At 71.7% G+C, this 19,425-nt stretch carries 17 protein-coding genes; 8 read left to right on the forward strand and 9 right to left on the reverse strand.

All coding sequences use genetic code 11. The features are described from left to right. Nucleotide 1 precedes the first annotated feature (1 nt). Both AB0A94_RS25715 and AB0A94_RS25720 read right to left on the reverse strand, forming a co-directional pair. Complete coding sequence (locus AB0A94_RS25715; RefSeq protein ID WP_361747990.1) at nt 2-826, reverse strand: ABC transporter permease; 825 nt, start codon at nt 824-826, stop codon at nt 2-4. Next, nucleotides 823-1,788 (reverse strand): ATP-binding cassette domain-containing protein, encoded by a 966-nt coding sequence (locus AB0A94_RS25720; RefSeq protein WP_361747991.1) that lies wholly within the window; start codon nt 1,786-1,788, stop codon nt 823-825. Before AB0A94_RS25720 ends, AB0A94_RS25715 begins: the two co-directional genes overlap by 4 nt. Nucleotides 1,789-1,874: 86 nt before the next feature. Here AB0A94_RS25720 and AB0A94_RS25725 point away from each other — a divergent pair, with 86 nt between their 5' ends. Then, entirely contained in the window at nt 1,875-2,654 is a 780-nt protein-coding gene (locus tag AB0A94_RS25725; RefSeq protein WP_361747994.1) for a TetR/AcrR family transcriptional regulator, read from the forward strand. On the opposite strand, the gene AB0A94_RS25730 is transcribed toward AB0A94_RS25725, so the two are convergent. Beyond that, on the reverse strand, nt 2,655-3,626 hold the full coding sequence (locus AB0A94_RS25730; protein ID WP_361747996.1) for a WD40 repeat domain-containing protein: 972 nt from the start codon (nt 3,624-3,626) through the stop codon (nt 2,655-2,657). It lies immediately after the preceding gene. An 88-nt stretch (nt 3,627-3,714) separates the two neighbouring features. Here AB0A94_RS25730 and AB0A94_RS25735 point away from each other — a divergent pair, with 88 nt between their 5' ends. From AB0A94_RS25735 to AB0A94_RS25745, 3 genes are all read left to right on the forward strand, one after another. Then, nucleotides 3,715-4,392, forward strand: coding sequence for an SGNH/GDSL hydrolase family protein (locus AB0A94_RS25735; protein ID WP_361747998.1), 678 nt, complete (start codon nt 3,715-3,717; stop codon nt 4,390-4,392). Nucleotides 4,393-4,502: 110 nt separating this feature from the next. Next, nucleotides 4,503-5,105: a Uma2 family endonuclease gene (locus AB0A94_RS25740; RefSeq protein ID WP_217130477.1), complete on the forward strand. Its 603-nt coding sequence runs from the start codon at nt 4,503-4,505 to the stop codon at nt 5,103-5,105. A gap of 30 nt (nt 5,106-5,135) precedes the next feature. Then, a complete protein-coding gene (locus tag AB0A94_RS25745; RefSeq protein ID WP_361748001.1) occupies nt 5,136-6,128 on the forward strand; it encodes an aldo/keto reductase in 993 nt (330 codons plus the stop codon). 121 nt (nt 6,129-6,249) lie between these two features. Here AB0A94_RS25745 and thpR read toward each other — a convergent pair whose 3' ends face one another. From thpR to AB0A94_RS25760, 3 genes are read right to left on the reverse strand one after another with little or no spacing between them, the layout of a single operon-like run. Next, nucleotides 6,250-6,822 (reverse strand): RNA 2',3'-cyclic phosphodiesterase, encoded by a 573-nt coding sequence (thpR, locus tag AB0A94_RS25750; RefSeq protein WP_361748003.1) that lies wholly within the window; start codon nt 6,820-6,822, stop codon nt 6,250-6,252. Between the two features lie 15 nt (nt 6,823-6,837). Beyond that, nucleotides 6,838-8,205 carry an MFS transporter gene (locus AB0A94_RS25755; protein ID WP_361748006.1) on the reverse strand — a complete coding sequence of 456 codons (1,368 nt, stop codon included), beginning with the start codon at nt 8,203-8,205 and terminating at the stop codon, nt 6,838-6,840. A gap of 36 nt (nt 8,206-8,241) precedes the next feature. After that, a complete protein-coding gene (locus AB0A94_RS25760) occupies nt 8,242-8,679 on the reverse strand; it encodes a MarR family transcriptional regulator (protein ID WP_217130473.1) in 438 nt (145 codons plus the stop codon). Between the two features lie 155 nt (nt 8,680-8,834). On the opposite strand from AB0A94_RS25760, the gene AB0A94_RS25765 reads away from it, so the two are divergent. Continuing rightward, nucleotides 8,835-9,017 (forward strand): ribbon-helix-helix protein, CopG family, encoded by a 183-nt coding sequence (locus AB0A94_RS25765; protein WP_361748008.1) that lies wholly within the window; start codon nt 8,835-8,837, stop codon nt 9,015-9,017. A 130-nt stretch (nt 9,018-9,147) separates the two neighbouring features. Here AB0A94_RS25765 and AB0A94_RS25770 read toward each other — a convergent pair whose 3' ends face one another. Next, nucleotides 9,148-10,599, reverse strand: coding sequence for an NCS2 family permease (locus AB0A94_RS25770; protein WP_361748010.1), 1,452 nt, complete (start codon nt 10,597-10,599; stop codon nt 9,148-9,150). Nucleotides 10,600-10,780: 181 nt separating this feature from the next. Between AB0A94_RS25770 and AB0A94_RS25775 the strand changes: the two genes are divergently transcribed. Beyond that, the gene (locus AB0A94_RS25775; RefSeq protein ID WP_361748012.1) at nt 10,781-11,071 is read left to right on the forward strand and encodes a DUF2530 domain-containing protein; all 291 of its coding nucleotides are present in this window, start codon (nt 10,781-10,783) and stop codon (nt 11,069-11,071) included. A gap of 188 nt (nt 11,072-11,259) precedes the next feature. Next, the gene (locus AB0A94_RS25780) at nt 11,260-13,659 is read left to right on the forward strand and encodes a cation-translocating P-type ATPase (protein WP_361748014.1); all 2,400 of its coding nucleotides are present in this window, start codon (nt 11,260-11,262) and stop codon (nt 13,657-13,659) included. Nucleotides 13,660-13,670: 11 nt separating this feature from the next. Here AB0A94_RS25780 and AB0A94_RS25785 read toward each other — a convergent pair whose 3' ends face one another. Further along, nucleotides 13,671-14,450, reverse strand: a complete 780-nt coding sequence (locus AB0A94_RS25785) for a DUF5707 domain-containing protein (protein WP_361748016.1) — start codon at nt 14,448-14,450, stop codon at nt 13,671-13,673. 167 nt (nt 14,451-14,617) lie between these two features. Beyond that, nucleotides 14,618-17,800 (reverse strand): molecular chaperone Hsp90, encoded by a 3,183-nt coding sequence (locus AB0A94_RS25790; RefSeq protein WP_361748018.1) that lies wholly within the window; start codon nt 17,798-17,800, stop codon nt 14,618-14,620. A gap of 82 nt (nt 17,801-17,882) precedes the next feature. Here AB0A94_RS25790 and AB0A94_RS25795 point away from each other — a divergent pair, with 82 nt between their 5' ends. Beyond that, nucleotides 17,883-19,145, forward strand: coding sequence for an SLC13 family permease (locus AB0A94_RS25795; protein WP_361748020.1), 1,263 nt, complete (start codon nt 17,883-17,885; stop codon nt 19,143-19,145). Nucleotides 19,146-19,425 lie beyond the last annotated feature (280 nt).

Below are 19,425 nucleotides of genomic sequence, written 5' to 3' on the forward strand. Positions count from 1 at the left end.
CTCACCGGCTCAGCCGCTGGAACCTGCGTACCGCGAGCGGCAGGAAGACCGCCGTCAGCACCACCGGCCACACTCCCGCCATCAGCAGCGCGTGCTGCTCGACCCAGGAGTCGCCGCTGCCGGCCGGGCTGCCGAACAGGTCGCGGGCCGCCGCGGCCGTGGAGGAGATCGGGTTCCAGGCCGCCACCCAGCCCAGCCAGTCCGGCATCAGCTGCGGGGCGACGAAGATGCTGGAGATCATCGTCAGCGGGAACGCGACCGCGAACAGCCCTCCCGCGGCCTCCGGGTTGGGCACCAGCAGACCCAGCCAGACCCCGATCCAGATCAGCGCGAACCGCAGCCACAGCAGCAGCCCGAACGCCGCCAGGAAGCCCCAGCCGCCGTCCGGCCGCCAGCCCATGGCCAGCGCGGTCAGCATCATGATGGCCAGTTCGGCGCAGGCGACGACCAGATCGGTCACCCCGCGCCCGGCCACCACCGCCGAGGAGGCCATCGGCATGGAGCGGAACCGGTCGATGACCCCCTTGGTGGAGTCGTACACCACCACGGTCGCCGTGTTGATGAAGCCGAACGCCATGGTCATCACGAACATGCCCGGCATCAGGAAGTCCTTGTAGTCCCCGCCGCCGGGCACGGTCATCGCGCTGCCGAAGACATAGCCGTAGAGGAGGACCGACAGGATGGGAAAGCCGAGCTGCCAGGCGATGTTGACGGGCTGGCGCCGGTAGTGGGTGAGGCCGCGGCGGACGATGTTCCAGCAGTCCGCGAGCGCCCAGTACGTACGGCCGTGGGTGGCGGCCGGTCCGGTCGGGTCGAGCGCGCTCACGCCGCCGCCTCCTTCTCCGTGCGGTGTCCGGTCAGGCGCAGGAACACGTCGTCGAGGCTGGGCCTGCGCAGCCCGATGTCCTCGACCCGTACGCCCTCGTCCTGGAGGGTGCGCGCGACGTCGGTCAGCGCGGCCACCCGGTCGGTCACGGGGGCGTGCACCCGCGACTCGGTCTCGTCCGATTCGGGTTCGCCGTCGGCGACCCGTGCGACCACCTTCACCACGCGCGGGATGTCGGAGCGCTCGGCGACCACGACCTCGACGCGGTCGCCGCCGACCAGGTTCTTCAGCCCGTCCGGGGTGTCGTCGGCGATGGCCCGTCCCTGGTCGATGACGGTGATCCGGGAGGCCAGCCTGTCGGCCTCCTCCAGGTACTGGGTGGTCAGCAGCACGGTCGTGCCGTCCGCCACCAACGCCCTCACGGAATCCCAGACTTCGCCCCGGCTGCGGGGGTCGAGTCCCGTCGTCGGCTCGTCCAGGAACAGCACGGCCGGGGCGAGGATCATCGAGGCGGCGAGGTCGAGGCGCCGCCGCATGCCGCCGCTGTAGCCGCCGACGCCCTTGTCGGCGGCGTCGGTCAGGCCGAACCGCTCCAGCAGCTCGGCGGCCCGCGCCCGGGCCCGCTTGCCGCCGAGGTGGAACAGCCTGCCGAACATCTCCAGGTTCTGCCGCCCGGTGAGCACCTCGTCCACGGCCGCGTACTGCCCGGTGAGCCCGATCCGCGCCCGCACCTCGCGCGGCTGCCGGGCCACGTCGAGCCCGGCGACCGTGGCCCGGCCGCCGTCGAGGCGGATCAGCGTCGACAGGATGCGCACGGCGGTGGTCTTGCCGGCGCCGTTCGGCCCGAGCAGTCCGTGCACCGTGCCCTCGCGGACGGCGAGGCCGAATCCGTCGAGGGCGCGCTTCTCGCCGTAGCGCTTCTCCAGTCCCTCGGCCCGGACCGCGTAACCGTCGTCCTTCATGGGTCCCCCTTCCACTAACTGAGTACACCGTACCCGATTGTGCGTACGACGTACTCAGTTTTTCGGCGCGGATTTAAACTGCCCCCATGAGCAGCGGCAGGGGCGGTACGGAGAGCAGTGGCGGCGGCGATATCGCCCGCACCCTAGACCTGCTGTGGGACACGGGCCCGCGGCCCAGCAGGGGGCCGAAGCCGGGACTGACGCTGGACCGCATCGTGGAGACCGCCGTCGAGGTCGCGGACCGGGACGGGCTCGCCGCGCTGTCCATGCGCCGGATCGCCACGGAGCTCGGCACCGGCACGATGTCCCTGTACCGCTACGTCCCCGGCAAGTCCGAGCTGCTCGACCTGATGCTGGACCGGGTGCAGCGCCCCTCGGAGGACCCCGCGGACCTCGGCGACGGCGGCTGGCGCGCGGCACTGGAGGCCCTCGGTCGCGCCACCCTCGCCCTGTACCGCCGGCACCCGTGGCTGCTGGAGGTCAACCAGTCCCGCCCGGTCCTCGGCCCGGGCACGCTGGACGGCATGGAGAAGGTGCTCACCCGGATCAAGCCGATGGGCCTGTCCGACCCCGAGTTGCTGTCGGCGATCGTCATGGTCGACGGGTACGTGGTCGGGGCCGCCCGGACCCAGCTGTACCAGGAGCAGGCCGAGCGCAACTCGGGGCTGACGGACGCGCAGTTCTGGGAGGCGCAGCGGCCGGTGCTGGAGAAGGCCATGCTCAGCGGGCGCTACCCCGTCCTGGCCGGCCTCTCCGAGGACACCTTCGGCTCCGGCTTCGACCACTTCGAGTTCGGGCTGCAGCGCATCCTGGACGGCCTCGAGGTGTTCGTCGCCGGGCGGAACGCGGAGCGGCAGGACGGCTGATCAGCGGTTGCGGCGCCGCAGCAGCCTGAAGAGGAGCACGCAGAGGAGGGCCGTCGCGGCGGCGGCGCCGACCTTGATCCCGCCCCCGGTACCGTCGGCGGCGGCGCCGCTCCCGCTCCCCTCGCCCTCGGCGCCCGCCCCCGGCTCTCCACCGCCCCCGGGCGCGTCCACGGCCTCGACGGGGCTCTCGGCCCCCTCCATTCCGAGCAGCAGCTTCCTGCCGTCGGTGGTGTAGGTGGCGGACTCGCCCTGCCCCAGGGGCACGCTGATCCGCCCCCCGCGCCGGATCTCGCCGCCGTTCCAGTCGTACCAGATGCCTCCGAGGTAGCCGCGCACCGCGAGCCGCTCGCCGTCCGGGGAGAGCGCGGCGTCGGTGGCCCAGAGCTCGACGGGGACGGTGGGCCGGAAGACGTTCGTTCCGGAGGCGGAGAGCTTCGCCGGGCCCTCGTACAGGTGTCCGCCGTCCTCGTTCTTGTCGATGATGTAGACCCGTCCGGTCTTCGGGTGGACGACCATCGACTCCGCGTCGCGGGCGCCGTCCGCGTACTTCACGACGTACTGCGTCGCCCGGACCGTCCGGTCCTTCAGCTCCGTCGGCTCGGGCAGTTCGTAGATCCACACGTGGGGCCAGGTGCCGCCGAGGTTGTCCCCGATGTCACCGACGAAGATCTTGTTGCCGGGGCCGATGGAGACGGCCTCGACGTCGCGGAGCGTGCCGACGCCGGAGAGCGCGACGCGTGCGACCGTCTCGCCGGTGCCGCCGTCGACGGCGTACAGGTAGGGCCCGTCGTCCTGGTCATTGTGGGTCCAGTAGACGCCGGGGTGGAGGCGGGAGGCGGCGAGTCCACTGGACTCGGTGATGCGCGGGTCCTTGATCGTGAACCCCTCGTCCCCGTCGGCTGCGGAGGCGGCGGGCACGGCGAGCGCGCCCGTGAGGAGGGTCGCGGCGAGCAGGGCGAAGGGTCGGCGCATGTGCCAAGAGTGCCATTGTTCAGCGCACTTCACGGCGGGTGTCCGGACTCACATCGCGGCGCCCGGACCGATCGTCCATGATGATCGGGTGCTCAGGTTCATGCCCGTAGGTGACTCGATGACGATCGGGAGCGCGGGTGAACACACCTGGCGCTACCGGCTGTGGCAGCACCTGTGCACGGCGTACGGCGGCCCCTTCACGCTGGTGGGCCCGCGCGAGGCGCTCCACGACCCGTCGACGGACGCCCCCACGTCGTACGCGTACGCCGACCCGGACTTCCCCCGCGCCCACCTGGCCGACTGGGGCGAGGGCTGGCAGCACATGGCCCCGCTGATCGGCGAGACCGTGCGCTCCTGCCACGCGGACGTGCTGCTGGTGTCGCTGGGCCTGATCGACCTGGGCTTCTACACGAACGCCGAACAGACGGCGGAGAACGTCCGCGCCTTCGTCGCCGGGGCGCGGGAGGCCAACCCGCGCGTCCGCGTGGCCGTCATGCCGGTGATCCGGAACATCCGCGTGGAGGCCGACCCGGCCTTCGCCGAACAGGTCGCCCACTTCAACGAACTCCTCGCCAAGACCGTCGCCGACCTGGACGAGGCGGATTCGCCACTGCTGCTGGTCCCGCCGCCGGCGTCGTACGACTTCCACACGGACACCTACGACGGCACGCACCCCAACGAGAGCGGCGAGCACAGGATCGCGGGGGCCTTCGCGGAGGCGATGTGGCGGGGGTGGGGGCTGGGCGGGCCGTACGGGGCGGCGTAGCGGTCGGGGAGTTCTGGCATATGCGCTCCGCCCCGTGTCCTCCTCACCGTGCGTATCGTTGTACCGCGCGGCCGCACTCGTCCGTGGGGCGGCCGGGGAGGAGCGCCACGATGACCGTCCTTGAAGACAGGATCGCCATGGCCGACGTCAACACTCAGCGCTTGGACGAGTGGTTCGAGCGCCTGGAGCGGATGCCCGTCCCCGAAGGATTCAGGGTCGAGATCGTCGGGGGCAACGTCTACATGACACCGCAGCGTGACACCCATTGGGCCATCATCTTCAAGCTCGCCATGGCTGTTGAAGCCCGGTTCGGGGAGGACGTCAAGGTGTTCTCGGACGTCCGCATCGACTTCCCCGGCCACGAGAACGGTCTCTGCCCGGACGTCGCCGTACTCCGCGCCTCCGCCGAGAAGGACGACGAGGGCCACTGGCGGTACGAGGACGTCGAGTTCGTCTTCGAGGTCATCTCCGAAGGCACGGCCGCCAACGACTACGGCCCGAAGAAGGCCGCCTACGCGACCGCCGAAGTGCCCCTCTACGTCATCGTCGACCCCTACCGGGGCCGCTGCTACGTCTACACCGACCCGAAGAACGGCGACTACGTCACGCGGACGCGGGTGGACTTCGGTGACGACATCGATCTGACCGGCACCGTGGCCGACCTGACCGTGAGCACCAGCAACTTCCCCCGGGACCGATCCCCTCTTGCATAGAGCGCACTCCAAGCCGTTGGCTTGACGACCATGAAGTACACGCAGCTCGGACGCACGGGACTCAAGGTCAGCCGGCTCGTCCTCGGGACGATGAACTTCGGTCCGCAGACCGACGAGGCCGACAGCCACGCCATCATGGACGCCGCGCTGGACGCGGGAGTGAATTTCTTCGACACGGCCAACGTCTACGGCTGGGGCGAGAACAAGGGCCGCACCGAGAGCATCATCGGCAGCTGGTTCGCGAAGGGCGGCGACCGCCGCGACAAGGTGGTCCTCGCGACCAAGGTGTACGGGAACATGGGCGCGGACGGCGAGGCGTGGCCCAACCACGACAAGCTGTCGGCCGTGAACATCCGGCGGGCGGTCGACGCCTCGCTGAAGCGGCTGGGCACCGACTACATCGACGTCTACCAGTTCCACCACGTCGACCGGAACACCCCGTTCGAGGAGATCTGGCAGGCGATCGACGTCCTGGTCCAGCAGGGCAAGGTCCTCTACGCCGGTTCCTCGAACTTCCCCGGCTACAAGATCGCCCAGGCCAACGAGATCGCCGCCCGGCGCGGCGGCACCATCGGCCTGGTCAGCGAGCAGTGCCTCTACAATCTCGCCGAGCGCCGCGCCGAGATGGAGGTCATCCCGGCCGCGCAGGAGTACGGGCTCGGGGTCATCCCGTGGTCGCCGCTGCACGGCGGCCTGCTGGGCGGTGTGCTCAAGAAGGAGGTGCAGGGCGGCCGACGCGCCTCCGGGCGGGCCGCCGACACGCTCGCCGATCCGTCGTCCCGCGCGCAGATCCAGGCGTACGAGGACCTGCTCGACAAGCACGGCGTCGAACCCGGCGAGGCCGCGCTGGCCTGGCTGCTCACCCGTCCCGGCGTGACCGGCCCGATCGTCGGCCCGCGCACGGCCGAGCAGCTCGCCTCCGCGCTGAAGGCGGTCGAGCTGGAGCTGAGCGAGGAGCTGCTGACCTCGCTGGACGAGATCTTCCCGGGCCCGGGGCCGTCGCCGGAGGCCTTCGCCTGGTAGCGGGCGCGTACGGCGGCGGCGCTACCTGCCCAGCGCCGCCGTCAGCACCACCACGACGAACATCAGCACGAGCGCGCCGGCCATGATCCGGTTACGGGTCTTCGGGTCCACGCCCCCGAGCCTAACCGGCCGCGCCCAGTGCCCGTCGGGCGACCGCCTCGTAACGGGGCTGCTCGCCCGGCACCCCCGACGTCGGCAGGTTGCTGCGCACCAGCACCAGCTCGTCCACGGTCCAGGTACGGCTGTGGAAGGCGTGCAGGGCCGTCACGTACGGTCGTGTGTCGACGGCGTCCCGGCTGCGGGCCACGGTCAGGTGGGCCTTGTAGCGGCGGTGGTCCTCCATCGGCACCCCGGCCTTCCGCGCCGCCGCCTCGGCCCGCTCGGCCAGCAGCCGCATGGTGCGCAGGTCCCCCTCCGCACCGGCCCACAGCGCCCGGCCGTGCCCGAACTGGCCGCCGCCGGCGAGAGCCAGCCGGAACGGTTCGGTCCGGGACGCGGCCCGCCCCAGCCGCGCGGTCAGCTCCGGTACGAGCTCGTCGTCGACCTCGCCGTAGAAGGCGAGCGTGAAGTGCCACCCGGCCCGCTCGGTCCACCGCATCCCGTCCGCCCCGGGCAGCCTCCGCAACTCCGCCACCTCGGCGGCGAGCTCCTGGACCACGTCCTCGGGGGGCAGTACGGCGGCGAAGAGTCTCATGGAGCCAGTCTGCCGTCAGGCCACCGGCGCCAGTGCCTCCTGACGCTCCCGCGGCACGAAGCGGACACTGGGGTGGCCGCGGTGCCAGCCCACCGACAGGCGCAGTCCGCCGACCCTGGCCAGGATCAGGCCGATGACGGCCGCCGCGGCGACCGCGACCGCGCCGCCGGCCGCGAAGCCGACGCGGGCGCCGTAGGTGTCGGTGATCCAGCCGACGATCGGGGCGCCGACGGGGGAGCCGCCGAGGAAGACCATCATGTAGAGGGCCATGACGCGGCCGCGCACCGCCGGGTCGGTGGCCATCTGGAGGCTGGTGTTGGTGGTGACGTTGACCGTCATCGAGAACAGGCCCAGCGGGACCATGATCAGGGCGAACATCCACAGCTCCGGCGAGGCGGCGGCGAGGATCTCCAGTGCGCCGAAGGCCAGCGCGGCCAGGATCAGCAGCCGCAGCCGGGCCGTGCCGCGCCGGGCGGCGAGCAGGGCGCCGGAGACCGAGCCGACCGCCATCAGCGTGTTGAACATGCTGTAGGCGCCCGCGCCCCCGTGGAAGACGTCGTCGGCGAAGGCCGAGAGGTAGACGGGGAAGTTGAAGGCGAAGGTGCCGATGAAGCCGACCAGGACGATCGGCCAGACCAGGTCGGGCCGCCCGGCGACGTAGCGCAGGCCCTCCCGCAGCTGCCCCTTGCCGCGCGGGGCGCGCTCGACGGCGTGCAGCTCGCGGGCGCGCATCAGCATCAGGCCGGCCAGCGGCGCGACGAAGGACAGGCCGTTGAGGAGGAACGCCCAGCCGGTGCCGACGCCGGTGATCAGCAGGCCCGCGACGGCGGGGCCGACCAGGCGGGCGGACTGGAAGTTCGCGGAGTTCAGGCTGACCGCGTTCTGCAACTGGCCGGGGCCGACGAGTTCGGAGACGAAGGACTGGCGGGCCGGGTTGTCGACGACGGTCGCGAGACCGAGGGCGAAGGCGGCGACGTAGATGTGCCAGACCTCGACCCGTCCCGTCAGGGTGAGGGCGGCGAGGACGAGGGAGGTGAGGGCCATCGCGATCTGCGTGACGAGCAGCGTGGGGCGCTTGCGCAGGCGGTCGACGAGGACACCGCCGTACAGGCCGAACAGCAGCATCGGCAGGAACTGCAGGGCCGTGGTGATGCCGACGGCGGCCGAGGAGCCGGTGAGGCTGAGCACCAGCCAGTCCTGGGCGATGCGCTGCATCCAGGTGCCGATGTTGGAGACGACCTGGCCGACGAAGAACAGGCGGTAGTTCCTGACCTTCAGCGAGGAGAACATCGAGGTCTTGCGGGCGGGGGTGGGGTCGGGGGCGGCCGGGGTGTCGTGGGGGTCAGGTGCGGGGGCGGAAGCTGCTCCGGATCCCGTACTCAAAAGGGTTCGCCTCCTAGCTGCTGCTGTGCCGTGTGCTCAGACGTGCGCCAGTTTCTCCAGCACGGGGGCGGCGGCGCGCAGTTTCGCCCACTCGTCGTCGTCGAGTTCCTCGACCAGCGAGGCCAGGAACGCGTTCCGCTTGCGGCGGCTCTCCTCGAGCATCGCCTCGGCCTGCTCGGTCTGCGTGACGACCTTCTGGCGCCGGTCGTCGGGGTGCGGCTCGAGGCGGACCAGTCCCTTGGCCTCCAGCAGGGCCACGATGCGGGTCATCGACGGCGGCTGGACGTGCTCCTTGCGGGCGAGCTCGCCCGGGGTGGCCCGGCCGCAGCGGGCCAGGGTGCCCAGCACCGACATCTCGGTGGGGCTGAGGGACTCGTCGACGCGCTGGTGCTTGAGCCGACGGGACAGCCGCATCACGGCGGATCGGAGGGCGTTCACGGCGGCTGCGTCGTCGCCATGGCTGAAGTCCGGCATGTTCTTTAGCGTAACTCATTACCCTCGCTAAGGACTACCCGGAGGGCGCTCACACGTCCGTGACCCCCGCCACTGCCACACCGCATCACCCATACGAGTGATCCATCCGCGAATCGTGGCGCGCCGCACCGTGGTGTGCAGCAACCCTCATGCGCATGGGGACCGACGTGTTCAGCCTGCGCATCGACCACGACCTGCTCGAACGACTCCGCGAGCATGCCGCCAGACGCGGCATGAGCGTCCAGGACTATGTCGTCCGGACGCTCATGCGCGATGACTTCGACCAGCGGTTCCAGACCGCCGTCGAGGAGACGGAGAAGTTCTACGGGGTCACGTGAGCCCGTGGTACGGGGTCACGTGACCCCGTGGCGCGGAACCAGGTGAGCCCGTGGCGTGGGATCACGTGAGCCCGTGGCGCGGAATCAGGTGAGCCTGTGGCGCGGGGTCACGTGAGCCCGTGGCGTGGGATCAGGTCAGGCCCAGTGCCGGCATCAGGTAGTAGAAGGCGAAGACCGCCGCCACCACGTACATCGCCGGCGGGACCTCCCGGCCGCGGCCGGCCGCCAGCCGCAGCACCGCGAAGGTGATGAAGCCCATGCCGATGCCGTTGGTGATCGAGTAGGTGAACGGCATCATCACCATCGTCACGAAGGCCGGGACGGCGATCGTGTGGTCCGCCCAGTCGATCTCCTTGACCGAACCGGCCAGGATCAGGAAGCCCACCGCGAGCAGCGCCGGGGTGGCCGCCTGGGACGGGACCATCGTGGCGACGGGCGTGAGGAACAGCGCCACCGCGAACAGACCGCCGGTGACGACGTTGGCGAAGCCGGTCCTCGCCCCCTCGCCGACACCGGCCGTGGACTCCACGAACGCGGTGGTGGCCGAGGAGGAGCTGGCGCCGCCGGCGGCGACCGCGACGCCGTCGATGAACAGGACCTTGTTGATGCCGGGCATCTGGCCCTGCGCGTCGGTCAGCTTGGCCTCGTCCGAGACGCCCATGATCGTGCCCATCGCGTCGAAGAAGCACGACAGCAGCACGGTGAAGACGAACAGGACGCCGGTCAGCACGCCGACCTTGCCGAAGCCGCCGAACAGGCTGACCTCGCCGATCAGACCGAAGTCGGGGGTGGCGACCGGGTTGCCGGGCCAGGTCGGCGTCGTCAGGCCCCAGGACGGGATGTCGGCGACGGCGTTGATGACCACCGCGACGACCGTCATCGCGACGATCGAGATGAGGATCGCGCCCGGCACCCGGCGCACGATCAGCGCCAGCGTCAGCAGCGCGCCGAGGATGAAGACGAGCACCGGCCAGCCGGTGAGGTGACCGCCGGTGCCGAGCTGGAGCGGGACGGTGGTCTGGGCGGCGTCCGGCATACGGGTGACGAAACCGGAGTCGACCAGACCGATCAGCATGATGAACAGGCCGATGCCGATGGCGATGGCCTTGCGCAGACCGTGCGGGACGGCGTTCATCACGCGCTCGCGCAGACCGGTGGCGACCAGCAGCATCACGACGAAGCCGGCCAGCACCACCATGCCCATGGCGTCCGGCCACGACATGCGCGGCGCGAGCTGGAGCGCGACGACCGAGTTCACGCCGAGACCGGCGGCCAGCGCGATCGGGACGTTGCCGATGACGCCCATGAGCAGCGTGGTGAACGCCGCCGTCAGGGCGGTCGCGGTGACCAGCTGGCCGTTGTCGAGCTGGTTGCCGTACATGTCCTTCGCGCTGCCCAGGATGATCGGGTTCAGCACGATGATGTACGCCATGGCGAAGAAGGTGGCGAAACCGCCGCGGACCTCACGGGACAGGGTGCTGCCGCGCTCGGAGATCCGGAAGTAGCGGTCGAGGGCGCCGGACGCGGCACCTGACCCCGGCTGCTCGGGGGTGGGGGCCTTGGTGGTGGCCGACGTGGACATGCAAAGACCTCATCACCGGCGGGCGCCCCCCGAAGCCCTTTGGTGTTTTCTACGAATAAAAGCGGTCAGAGACAAACGGATTCAGTATGAACATATAACGTCGTCCACGCTATCTCCGCGCGTAGAACCATGTGGTCCCGTGCGGTCCCCGTCACGTGCCGGGCCTCGTAAGCTTGTCCGCATGGCGAAGTGGACCCCCAAGCACGAGGCGCCGGAGCCCCTGGAGGGCCCCGTGGTCGCCACCATCATCGGCGGCACGATCGTCTGGTTCGCCCTGTTCCTGGTCCAGCTGCCGTTCTACGGCTGGTTCGACGACCACGGCCACACCTGGTGGCTGTGGACCTGCCTGGCCGGCGGCGGGCTCGGCTTCATCGGCATCTGGTACGTCCGCAGGCGCGACGCCGCGATCCGGCGGGCGCGGACGGCCGAGGCGCCGGAGCCGGACCGCTCCCCCGCCCCGTCGGCCGACTGAGCCCGCCGGATCGCGGCTCCCCGTCGGCCGGCTGACCCCGGCCGGCTTCCGCTCCCCACCGGCCGACTGACCCCGGCCGGCCTCCGCGCCACCGCCGTACGACCACGGCACTACGGCCGTCCTCCCCAGGTCGGATCTTCCCCCGATCGGGTGGGTGGCCCCCCGGATCCGCCCGTACCGTCGAATGCATGACGCATCTCGAGGCGGACGACCGGGTCGACGGCGTGCGACCCGCCGGGGTCACCTCACCGGTGACCGGTCTGACGGCCGCGGAAGTGGCCGAACGAGTGGCGCGCGGGCAGGTCAACGACGTACCGGTGCGCAGCAGCCGGTCCCTGGCCGAGATCGTCCGCGCGAACGTCCTCACCCGGTTCAACGCGATCATCGGCGTGCTCTGGGTGATCATGCTGATCGTCGCGCCCATCCAGGACAGCCTGTTCGGCTTCGTGATCCTCGCCAACACCGGCATCGGCATCGTCCAGGAGTGGCGGGCGAAGAAGACCCTCGACTCCCTCGCGGTGATCGGCGAGGTACGGCCCACGGTGCGCCGGGACGGGACGGCCGCGGAGGTCGGCACCTCCGAGATCGTGCTGGACGACCTGATCGAGGTCGGGCCGGGGGACAAGGTCGTCGTCGACGGGGTGTGCGTCGAGGCGGACGGCCTGGAGATCGACGAGTCGCTGCTCACCGGCGAGGCCGACCCCGTGGTGAAGCGGCCCGGGGACCAGGTCATGTCCGGCAGCTTCGTCGTCGCGGGCGGCGGCTCCTTCCAGGCGACCCGGGTGGGGCGCGAGGCGTACGCGGCGCAGCTCGCCGAGGAGGCGTCCCGGTTCACGCTGGTCCACTCCGAGCTGCGCTCGGGCATCTCCACCATCCTCAAGTACGTGACGTGGATGATGGTCCCGACCGCGATCGGTCTGATCATCAGCCAGCTGGTGGTCAAGGACAACGAGCTGAAGGACTCGGTCGCCCGCACGGTCGGCGGGATCGTGCCGATGGTCCCCGAGGGGCTGGTGCTGCTCACCTCCGTCGCCTTCGCGATCGGGGTGATCCGGCTGGGGCGCAAGCAGTGCCTGGTGCAGGAGCTGCCCGCGATCGAGGGGCTGGCCCGCGTCGACACGGTCTGCCTGGACAAGACCGGCACGCTCACCGAGGGCGGCATGGACGTCACCGAGCTGCGGGTGCTCGGCGACGGCGACGGGACGTACGTGCGCGAGGTGCTGGGCGCGCTGGGTGCGGCGGACCCCCGCCCGAACGCCTCCCTGCAGGCGGTCATCGACGCGTATCCGCACACGCGGGAGTGGCGCCTCACCGACACCCTGCCCTTCTCCTCCACCCGCAAGTACAGCGGCGCCACGTTCGACGAGGGCCCCGGCACGTCCGTCACCTGGCTGCTGGGAGCGCCCGACGTGCTGCTGGACCCCGACGACCCGGCGCTGGCCGACACCGAGCGGATGAACGAGCGGGGACTGCGGGTGCTGCTGCTCGCCCGCGCCCGTGACGGCGTGGACGTCGACGACCCCGGAGCCGCCGAGGGCGTACGGCCGACCGCGCTGGTGGTGCTGGAGCAGCGGCTGCGCCCCGACGCGGCCGACACCCTGCGCTACTTCGCCGAGCAGAACGTCCGCGCCAAGGTCATCTCCGGGGACAACGCGGTGTCGGTCGGGGCGGTCGCGTCCAAGCTGGGTCTGTCCGGTACGACGGTGGACGCGCGCCGGCTGCCCGCCGACCGGGACGGGATGGCCGAGGCGCTCGATCAGGGCACGGTGTTCGGGCGGGTCACCCCGCAGCAGAAGCGGAACATGGTGGGCGCGCTCCAGTCGAAGGGCCACACGGTCGCGATGACCGGGGACGGCGTGAACGACGTGCTCGCGCTGAAGGACGCCGACATCGGCGTGGCGATGGGCTCCGGTTCGGAGGCCACGCGGGCGGTCGCCCAGATCGTGCTGCTGAACAACAGCTTCGCCACGCTGCCGTCGGTGGTGGCGGAGGGGCGGCGGGTGATCGGCAACATCACCCGGGTCGCGACGCTGTTCCTGGTGAAGACGGTGTACTCGGTGCTGCTGGCGGTGCTGGTGGTGGTCTCGCAGGTGGAGTACCCGTTCCTGCCGCGCCATCTGACGCTGCTGTCCACGCTCACCATCGGCGTCCCGGCGTTCTTCCTCGCCCTCGCCCCCAACAGGGAACGCGCCCGGCCGAACTTCGTGCGGCGGGTCATGCGGTACGCGATCCCGGGCGGGGTGCTGGCCGCACTGGCGACGTTCGCGTCGTACCTGGTCGCACGGGAGCACTACACCGGTGCGGGCGCGCTGGACGCGGAGACGAGCGCGGCGACGCTGACGCTGTTCCTGATCTCGATCTGGGTGCTGGCGATCATCGCCCGGCCGTACACCTGGTGGCGGATCGGCCTGGTCGCGGCGATGGGGGCTGGGTTCCTGCTGGTGCTGGTGGTGCCGTGGTTGCAGGAGTTCTTCGCGCTGAGGCTGGTCGGCATGACCATGCCGTGGGTCGCGACCGGCATCGCGGTGGTGGCGGCGGCCACCCTGGAACTCCTGTGGAGGTGGGTGGACCGCCGCGTTCCCGCTTAGCGCTGAGGTGCTTACTTCACGTCGATGAAGTCACCCGTCGCGTTGACCGCCGGGGTGGTCGAGGTGCCCGCGAAGGAGTAGCGGTAGTAGCCGTCGGCGGAGGCCTTGACCGTGGTCTTCAGCTCGCCCTTGGAGTTGGTCTTGATGGTCTTGACCGTGCTGTAGGTGCTGGAGCCCTTCTTGCGGAACTGCAGCTTCACCGACTGGCCGGAGTAACCGGCGTACGTGCCGGTCTCCCAGTTGGCCCGGGTCAGCTTGCCCGTGACGGTGATGGTCTTGCCCTTCTTCACCGGCTCGGGGGAGGCGTTGACGGTGAGCTTGGAGGCGCGCTGGACCTTGAAGCTCTTGGCGTTGTCCTTCTGCGTGAAGTCGTAGTCCTTCGCCGTGGCGATGGCCCACACCTTCCAGGTGCCGGCGACCGAGTTGATCAGGTTCTCGCCCGGGTCCAGGGTGAAGGGGGACGTGCAGGTCGACGTCGTGGCGTCGACCTTGGTGCACTTGGCCTCGCCGTCGCTGGTGTCGGCGACCGCTCCGCTGTCGGACTCCTCGATGCTCGAGCCGTGGTACAGGATGGCCTGTGCCCAGTCGGCACCGGAGTTGTCGGTGACGGTGAAGGTCACGGTGACCTTCTTGGCGGTGGTGGGGCCGACGACGACGGACTTGCCGCCGTTGACCACCACGTTGGAGATCTTGGTGTCTCCCTCGGAGTCGTCGGCGTGGGCGGCCGGGACGGCGAGGGCGGACAGGGCCAGGGCGCCGGAGACGGCGGCCACGGTGGCGCGGAATCGCATGTGTTCCCCACGTGAAGACAGGGGCCCCGGCTCTGATCGTGTTCCACGACCGGTCGTCGGCGCGGGGCCCCGAATGACCATGGAGTCTGTTGACTCGCATGATCAGATACACCACTCGCCCAAATGGTTGTACGAGAAGTGAAACAAATGTGCGGCCGTCGTCGGGCTCAGTCGAACCAGCGGTCCCGGGCCAACTCCTGCGTGCGGGACGGGTCTTCCAGCAGGGCCGCCACCTCGAAGCGCCGGGGCCACTGGCCCGCCGCCCAGGCGAGGCCCGCGGCCACGCCCTCCAGCGTCGCGGCGTGCAGCACACCGTCGTCCGTCAGGCGCCAGTCGATCTCCACGCCGTCGACGACGAGTTCCTCGTGCTCGACGTACGACGCCGGGGTGCCCGGCCCCAGCAGCACCCGCACCGCGTCCGGTACGTCGTGCTCCGTGCCCTCGGAGTCCACCTCGCCGGTGACGGACTCGCTCAGCCGCCGCACTTGGAACAGCTCGGCCAGCTCGGCGGCCCGCGCCGGCCGCACCGGCAGCAGCGGCACACCGGACGTGAACGGCAGCAGGTCGGGCGAGTCGACGACCACCGCGTCGGCGGCGTCCACCACCTCGACCCGGCCGTCGACCACGGCCCGCAGGTCGTCCGGCAGGGTCACCTGTTCGGGATCCAGTTCGGCCAGCGCGCCGTACAGGGCGTGCAGTTGGGCGGCCGTGACGGGACGGTCGGGGTCGGCGAGGCGGTCCAGCAGCTCCGCCGCGCCGCCGGGCTCGTCGAGGAGGGCGGCCACCGAGGTCCGTACGCCCAGCGCCCGCAGCACCTGCTCGTCCTCGAACCCGGTCGCGTCGGCCTCGTCGTACAGGCCCCGCAGCAGCGGGTCGCCGCCGGCCGCGCGCAGGCCGGCGGGGCGGCGCCCGCCGATCACCGGGTGCCCGCGCAGCCACCAGGCGGTGTACGGCCGGACGGTTTCGTGGGTGCCGTCGTGCAGCAGGATCCGCACCGGCTGGATGAGCGCGTCGCGCAGCGGGGGCCGCGACAGCAGGGCGAGGGCCTGCGGCCAGCGGTCGTCGTCGACGAGGTCGAGGTCGCGCACGGCGACGATCTCGGTGGCGACGGGCGGGACGGGGCTGTCCGGGAAGCGGTCGAGGACGTCCTCGCTCCACACGTCCACGGCGTCCAGCAGACCGGCGTCGTCGGGTTCGGCGAAGTCCCCTTCGCGGGGCTCCAGCTCGTCGGGGTCGAGGACGACGTCGGTGGCGCGGATCAGCGCGAAGTCCACCAGCACCCCGCAGGCGGCCAGCGGCTGTTCGCCCCACCGCTCGGCCAGTTCACCGTCCACTGCGGCGAGTTCGCCCTCGCGCATGACCTGGGCGAACGGTCCGCCGGGGAAGACCAGCTCGCAGGCCGGGGAGAGTTCGCCGTCCTCATCGGGCAGGGCGAGGGCGCCCAGCCAGGGCTCGTCGCCGGGTTCGAGCCCGGCGTCGCGCACCAGGCCGAGCACGGTGTCGGCGAGTTCCTCGGCGTCCGGGACGTCCTCCTCCCAGTTCACCCCGCCCTCGTCGTCGAGCGAGGCGGCGACGGCGGCCCGCACCTGCGGGGTGGTGAGGACGGCGCGCGGGGTGGCGGGGAGCGCGCCGAGCTTCTCCAGGAGGGGGTGGGCGGCGTCCGGGTGGGCGACCTTGAGCCCGAGCCGGGCGAGGAGTTCCGCGTCGAGGGAGGCCGAGTCGGGGGTGGGCAGCAGCACCTGCCGGGGCCCGATCGTCGTCCTGCCGTCGGCCAGCGGCACCGGCAGCCCGGAGAGCCGGTCCGGGTCGACCCCGGCGAGGCTGTCGTACAGCCGCCGCCACCAGTCGGGGGACTTCTCCAGACCGGCCAGCCGGTCGATCGCGTCGGTGAGCGGGACGCGCGCCACGCCCAGGGTGCGCAGCTCGACGCGGCGTTCGAGACCGGCGGGCAGGAGGGTGGGGAGGACTTCGGCCAGCACCCGTACGGTGTCGGCCCCCGCGCCTTCGACGACCTCGGCGTCCCGGGGCCGCAGCGACTCCGGCAGTTCGGAGTCGCCGTCCTGCCCGCGCGGCCCGACGGCCGGCGGGAGGAAGGACGTACGGGGCAGCCGTTCGAGGATCGCCCGGCGCAGGGCGCCGTCCAGTTCGCCCTTGCCGAGCGGGCCCGGCACCAGGTCGATGATCCCGGCGGTCACCGGGCGCCAGTCGGCGAGGAGCCCGGCGTAGGCGTCGGCGGCGCGCTGCACGAGGAAGTCGGTGAGCGGGCCGGGGGCGGCGTGCCGGCGGGTGGAGTCCAGCGGGAAGGAGGCGATGAGCAGCGCGGGCACGCCGAGCGGCTCGTCGCTGGGGGTGGGGGCGTGCACGACGGCGCTGGTGCGGGGCCGGGCGGGGCCCCCGTCGGGGTCCACGGGAACGGCCCAGGTGACCGACCAGTGGGGGCGCAGCCGCTCCTCGACCGGCCGGTCGGCGAGCAGATCGGGGGTGAGCGGGCCGTGCGCGAGGGCGGTGCGCCAGCGGGTGACGCCGGTGGGGGTCCCCCCGCTCGAGCGAAGCCGAGAGTGGGGGAGGGAGTCCTCGACGACGACGAGTCCGTCCTCGCCGCGGCGGCTGACGGTACGGGGCTCCGCGTCCCCGATCTCGACGACGACCTCCTCCAGCCCGGGCAGGGCGAGCAGCAGGGCGTCGTCGACGGCGTGCAGCAGCCGCTCGGCGAGGTCGGTGGCGGCGGTGTCGCGCAGCGGGAGGATGACGGCCGTGTCGTACGGGCCGGGCGCGGTGCCCTCGGCGGCGAACGGAAGCCGGAGCAGGGGCACGTGCCCGTCACGCCGCCGGATCTCGTCACCCAGGCCGGGACTGTGCCGGGCGGTGTCCCCCGCGAGCTCCCGCGCCTCGGCCAGCGACCAGCGGACCCCGCCGTGCCGCCCGACGACGGCGGGCTCGTCGGTGACGGCGAGGACGGCGGCGAAGCCGACGCCGAACCGGCCCACGGACCGGTCCGGGGCGTCCCGCTTGGCGGAGGCCCGCAGCGTGGACAGCGACTCGACACCGGCCGCGTCCAGCGGGGCCCCGGTGTTGGCGGCGACGAGGACCCCGTCGCGCAGGGTGAGCCGCAGCCGTCCCGGCACACCGGCCCGGGCGGCGGCGTCGGCGGCGTTCTGGGCGAGTTCGACGACGAGGCGGTCCCGGTAGCCGCCGAGGACGAGGTCCTCCTCGGCGTTGGCGTCCTCACGGAAGCGGGCGGGGCTGGTGACCCAGGCGTCCAGGACCCCGCGCCGCAGACGCGCCGTACCGAACGGGTCGGCGCCCTCGGCGGCGGGCCGCACGAACTTGCTCACGTTGACTCTCCTCATCGGCCCGGATCGGCGTGAGGTCGAAGGTACCGTCCCCCGACATCCCGGGGACGCGGTGTCCGCGTCCCGCAGCCCCCTGGGGATGATCGGGGCTGTGCTGCTCGAATCGCTGTCCGTCGCCGCGCTGGCCGTGGTGCTGGTGTGTGCCGTGGTCCGTCCCTTCCGCTGGCCGGAGGCGGCGTTCGCGGTGCCCGCGGCCGGCGTCGTGATCGCGACCGGTGCGATCCCCCTGGCGGCGGTGCGCGAGGAGGCCGTCCGGCTCGGGCCGGTGATCGGCTTCCTCGCCGCCGTGCTGGTGCTCGCCAGGCTCTGCGCCGACGAGGGTCTCTTCCACGCCTGCGGGACCTGGATGGCCCACTGGTCCCGCCACCGGCCGCGCAGGCTGCTGGGCGCGGTCTTCGCCCTCGCCTCGCTGATCACCGCCGCGCTCAGCCTGGACGCCACCGTGGTCCTGCTGACGCCGGTGGTGTTCGCCACCGCCACCCGCATGGGCGCCCGGCCGGCCCCCCACGTCTACGCCGGCGCGCACCTGTCGAACACGGCGTCCCTGCTGCTGCCGGTGTCGAACCTGACGAACCTGCTCGCGTTCACCGCCACGGGGCTGAGCTTCACCCGCTTCGCGTTGCTGATGACCCTGCCGTGGCTGGCGGCGATCGCCGTGGAGTACGCCGTCTTCCGCCGCTTCTTCGCCGCCGACCTGGACGCGGCACCCACCGCACCGGAGGTGCCGGAGAAGCCGGCGAAACCGCCCCTGTTCGCCCTGGTGACCGTGGCCGCCACGCTGGCCGGGTTCGCCGTGGCGTCCGCACTCGGCATCGACCCGGCGTGGGCGGCGGCGGCCGGCGCGACCGTGCTGGCCGTACGCGCCCTGGCGCGCCGCCGCACCACCCCGGCCGCGATCCTCCGCGCCGCCGACCTGCCGTTCCTGGCGTTCGTCCTGGCCCTCGGCGTGGTCGTGCGGGCGGTCCTGGACCACGGCCTGGGCGAGGCGCTCGGCGCCGTCCTCCCCGACGGCACGTCGCTGCCGGCCCTGCTGGCGGTCGCGGGCCTGGCGGCGCTGCTCGCCAACCTGATCAACAACCTGCCCGCGGTCCTCGCCCTCGTCCCCCTGGCCGCACCGTCCGGCCCCGGCGCGGTCCTCGCGGTCCTGCTGGGCGTCAACATCGGCCCGAACCTCACCTACGCGGGTTCCCTGGCCACCCTCCTGTGGCGCCGCATCGCCCACCACCACGCCCACGAGGTCAGCCTCAGGCGCTTCACCCTGCTGGGCCTGGCCACCGTCCCGACGGCGCTGGTGGCGTCGACGGTGGCGCTGTGGGTGTCGCTGGAGGTGCTGGGCGGCTGACCGGGGAGGAGGAACCGGAGACGCACGCCACACTCACCGGGCTCCCGGACCGGGCTCCTGGTGACAAGCGGCACAGGGGAAATGTCCGGTACTAACCGGACTAGTGGAAAAGTCATTGAAACCAAAAGGGACATTTGGCGCACATAGCCGACCGATCGGCTTGAAATGGGGGGTTTCACCCCGTCTGGGCTGATCGTCAAGAGACGTGCGTCTCACGCCTGGAGTACGACCTTTCGTCGTAGGTCACACCTTTGCGGCTTTTGACCGGCTCCGGTTACCA

The sequence above is a fragment of the Streptomyces sp. NPDC044984 genome, assembly GCF_040646935.1.
Lineage (GTDB): Bacteria > Actinomycetota > Actinomycetes > Streptomycetales > Streptomycetaceae > Streptomyces.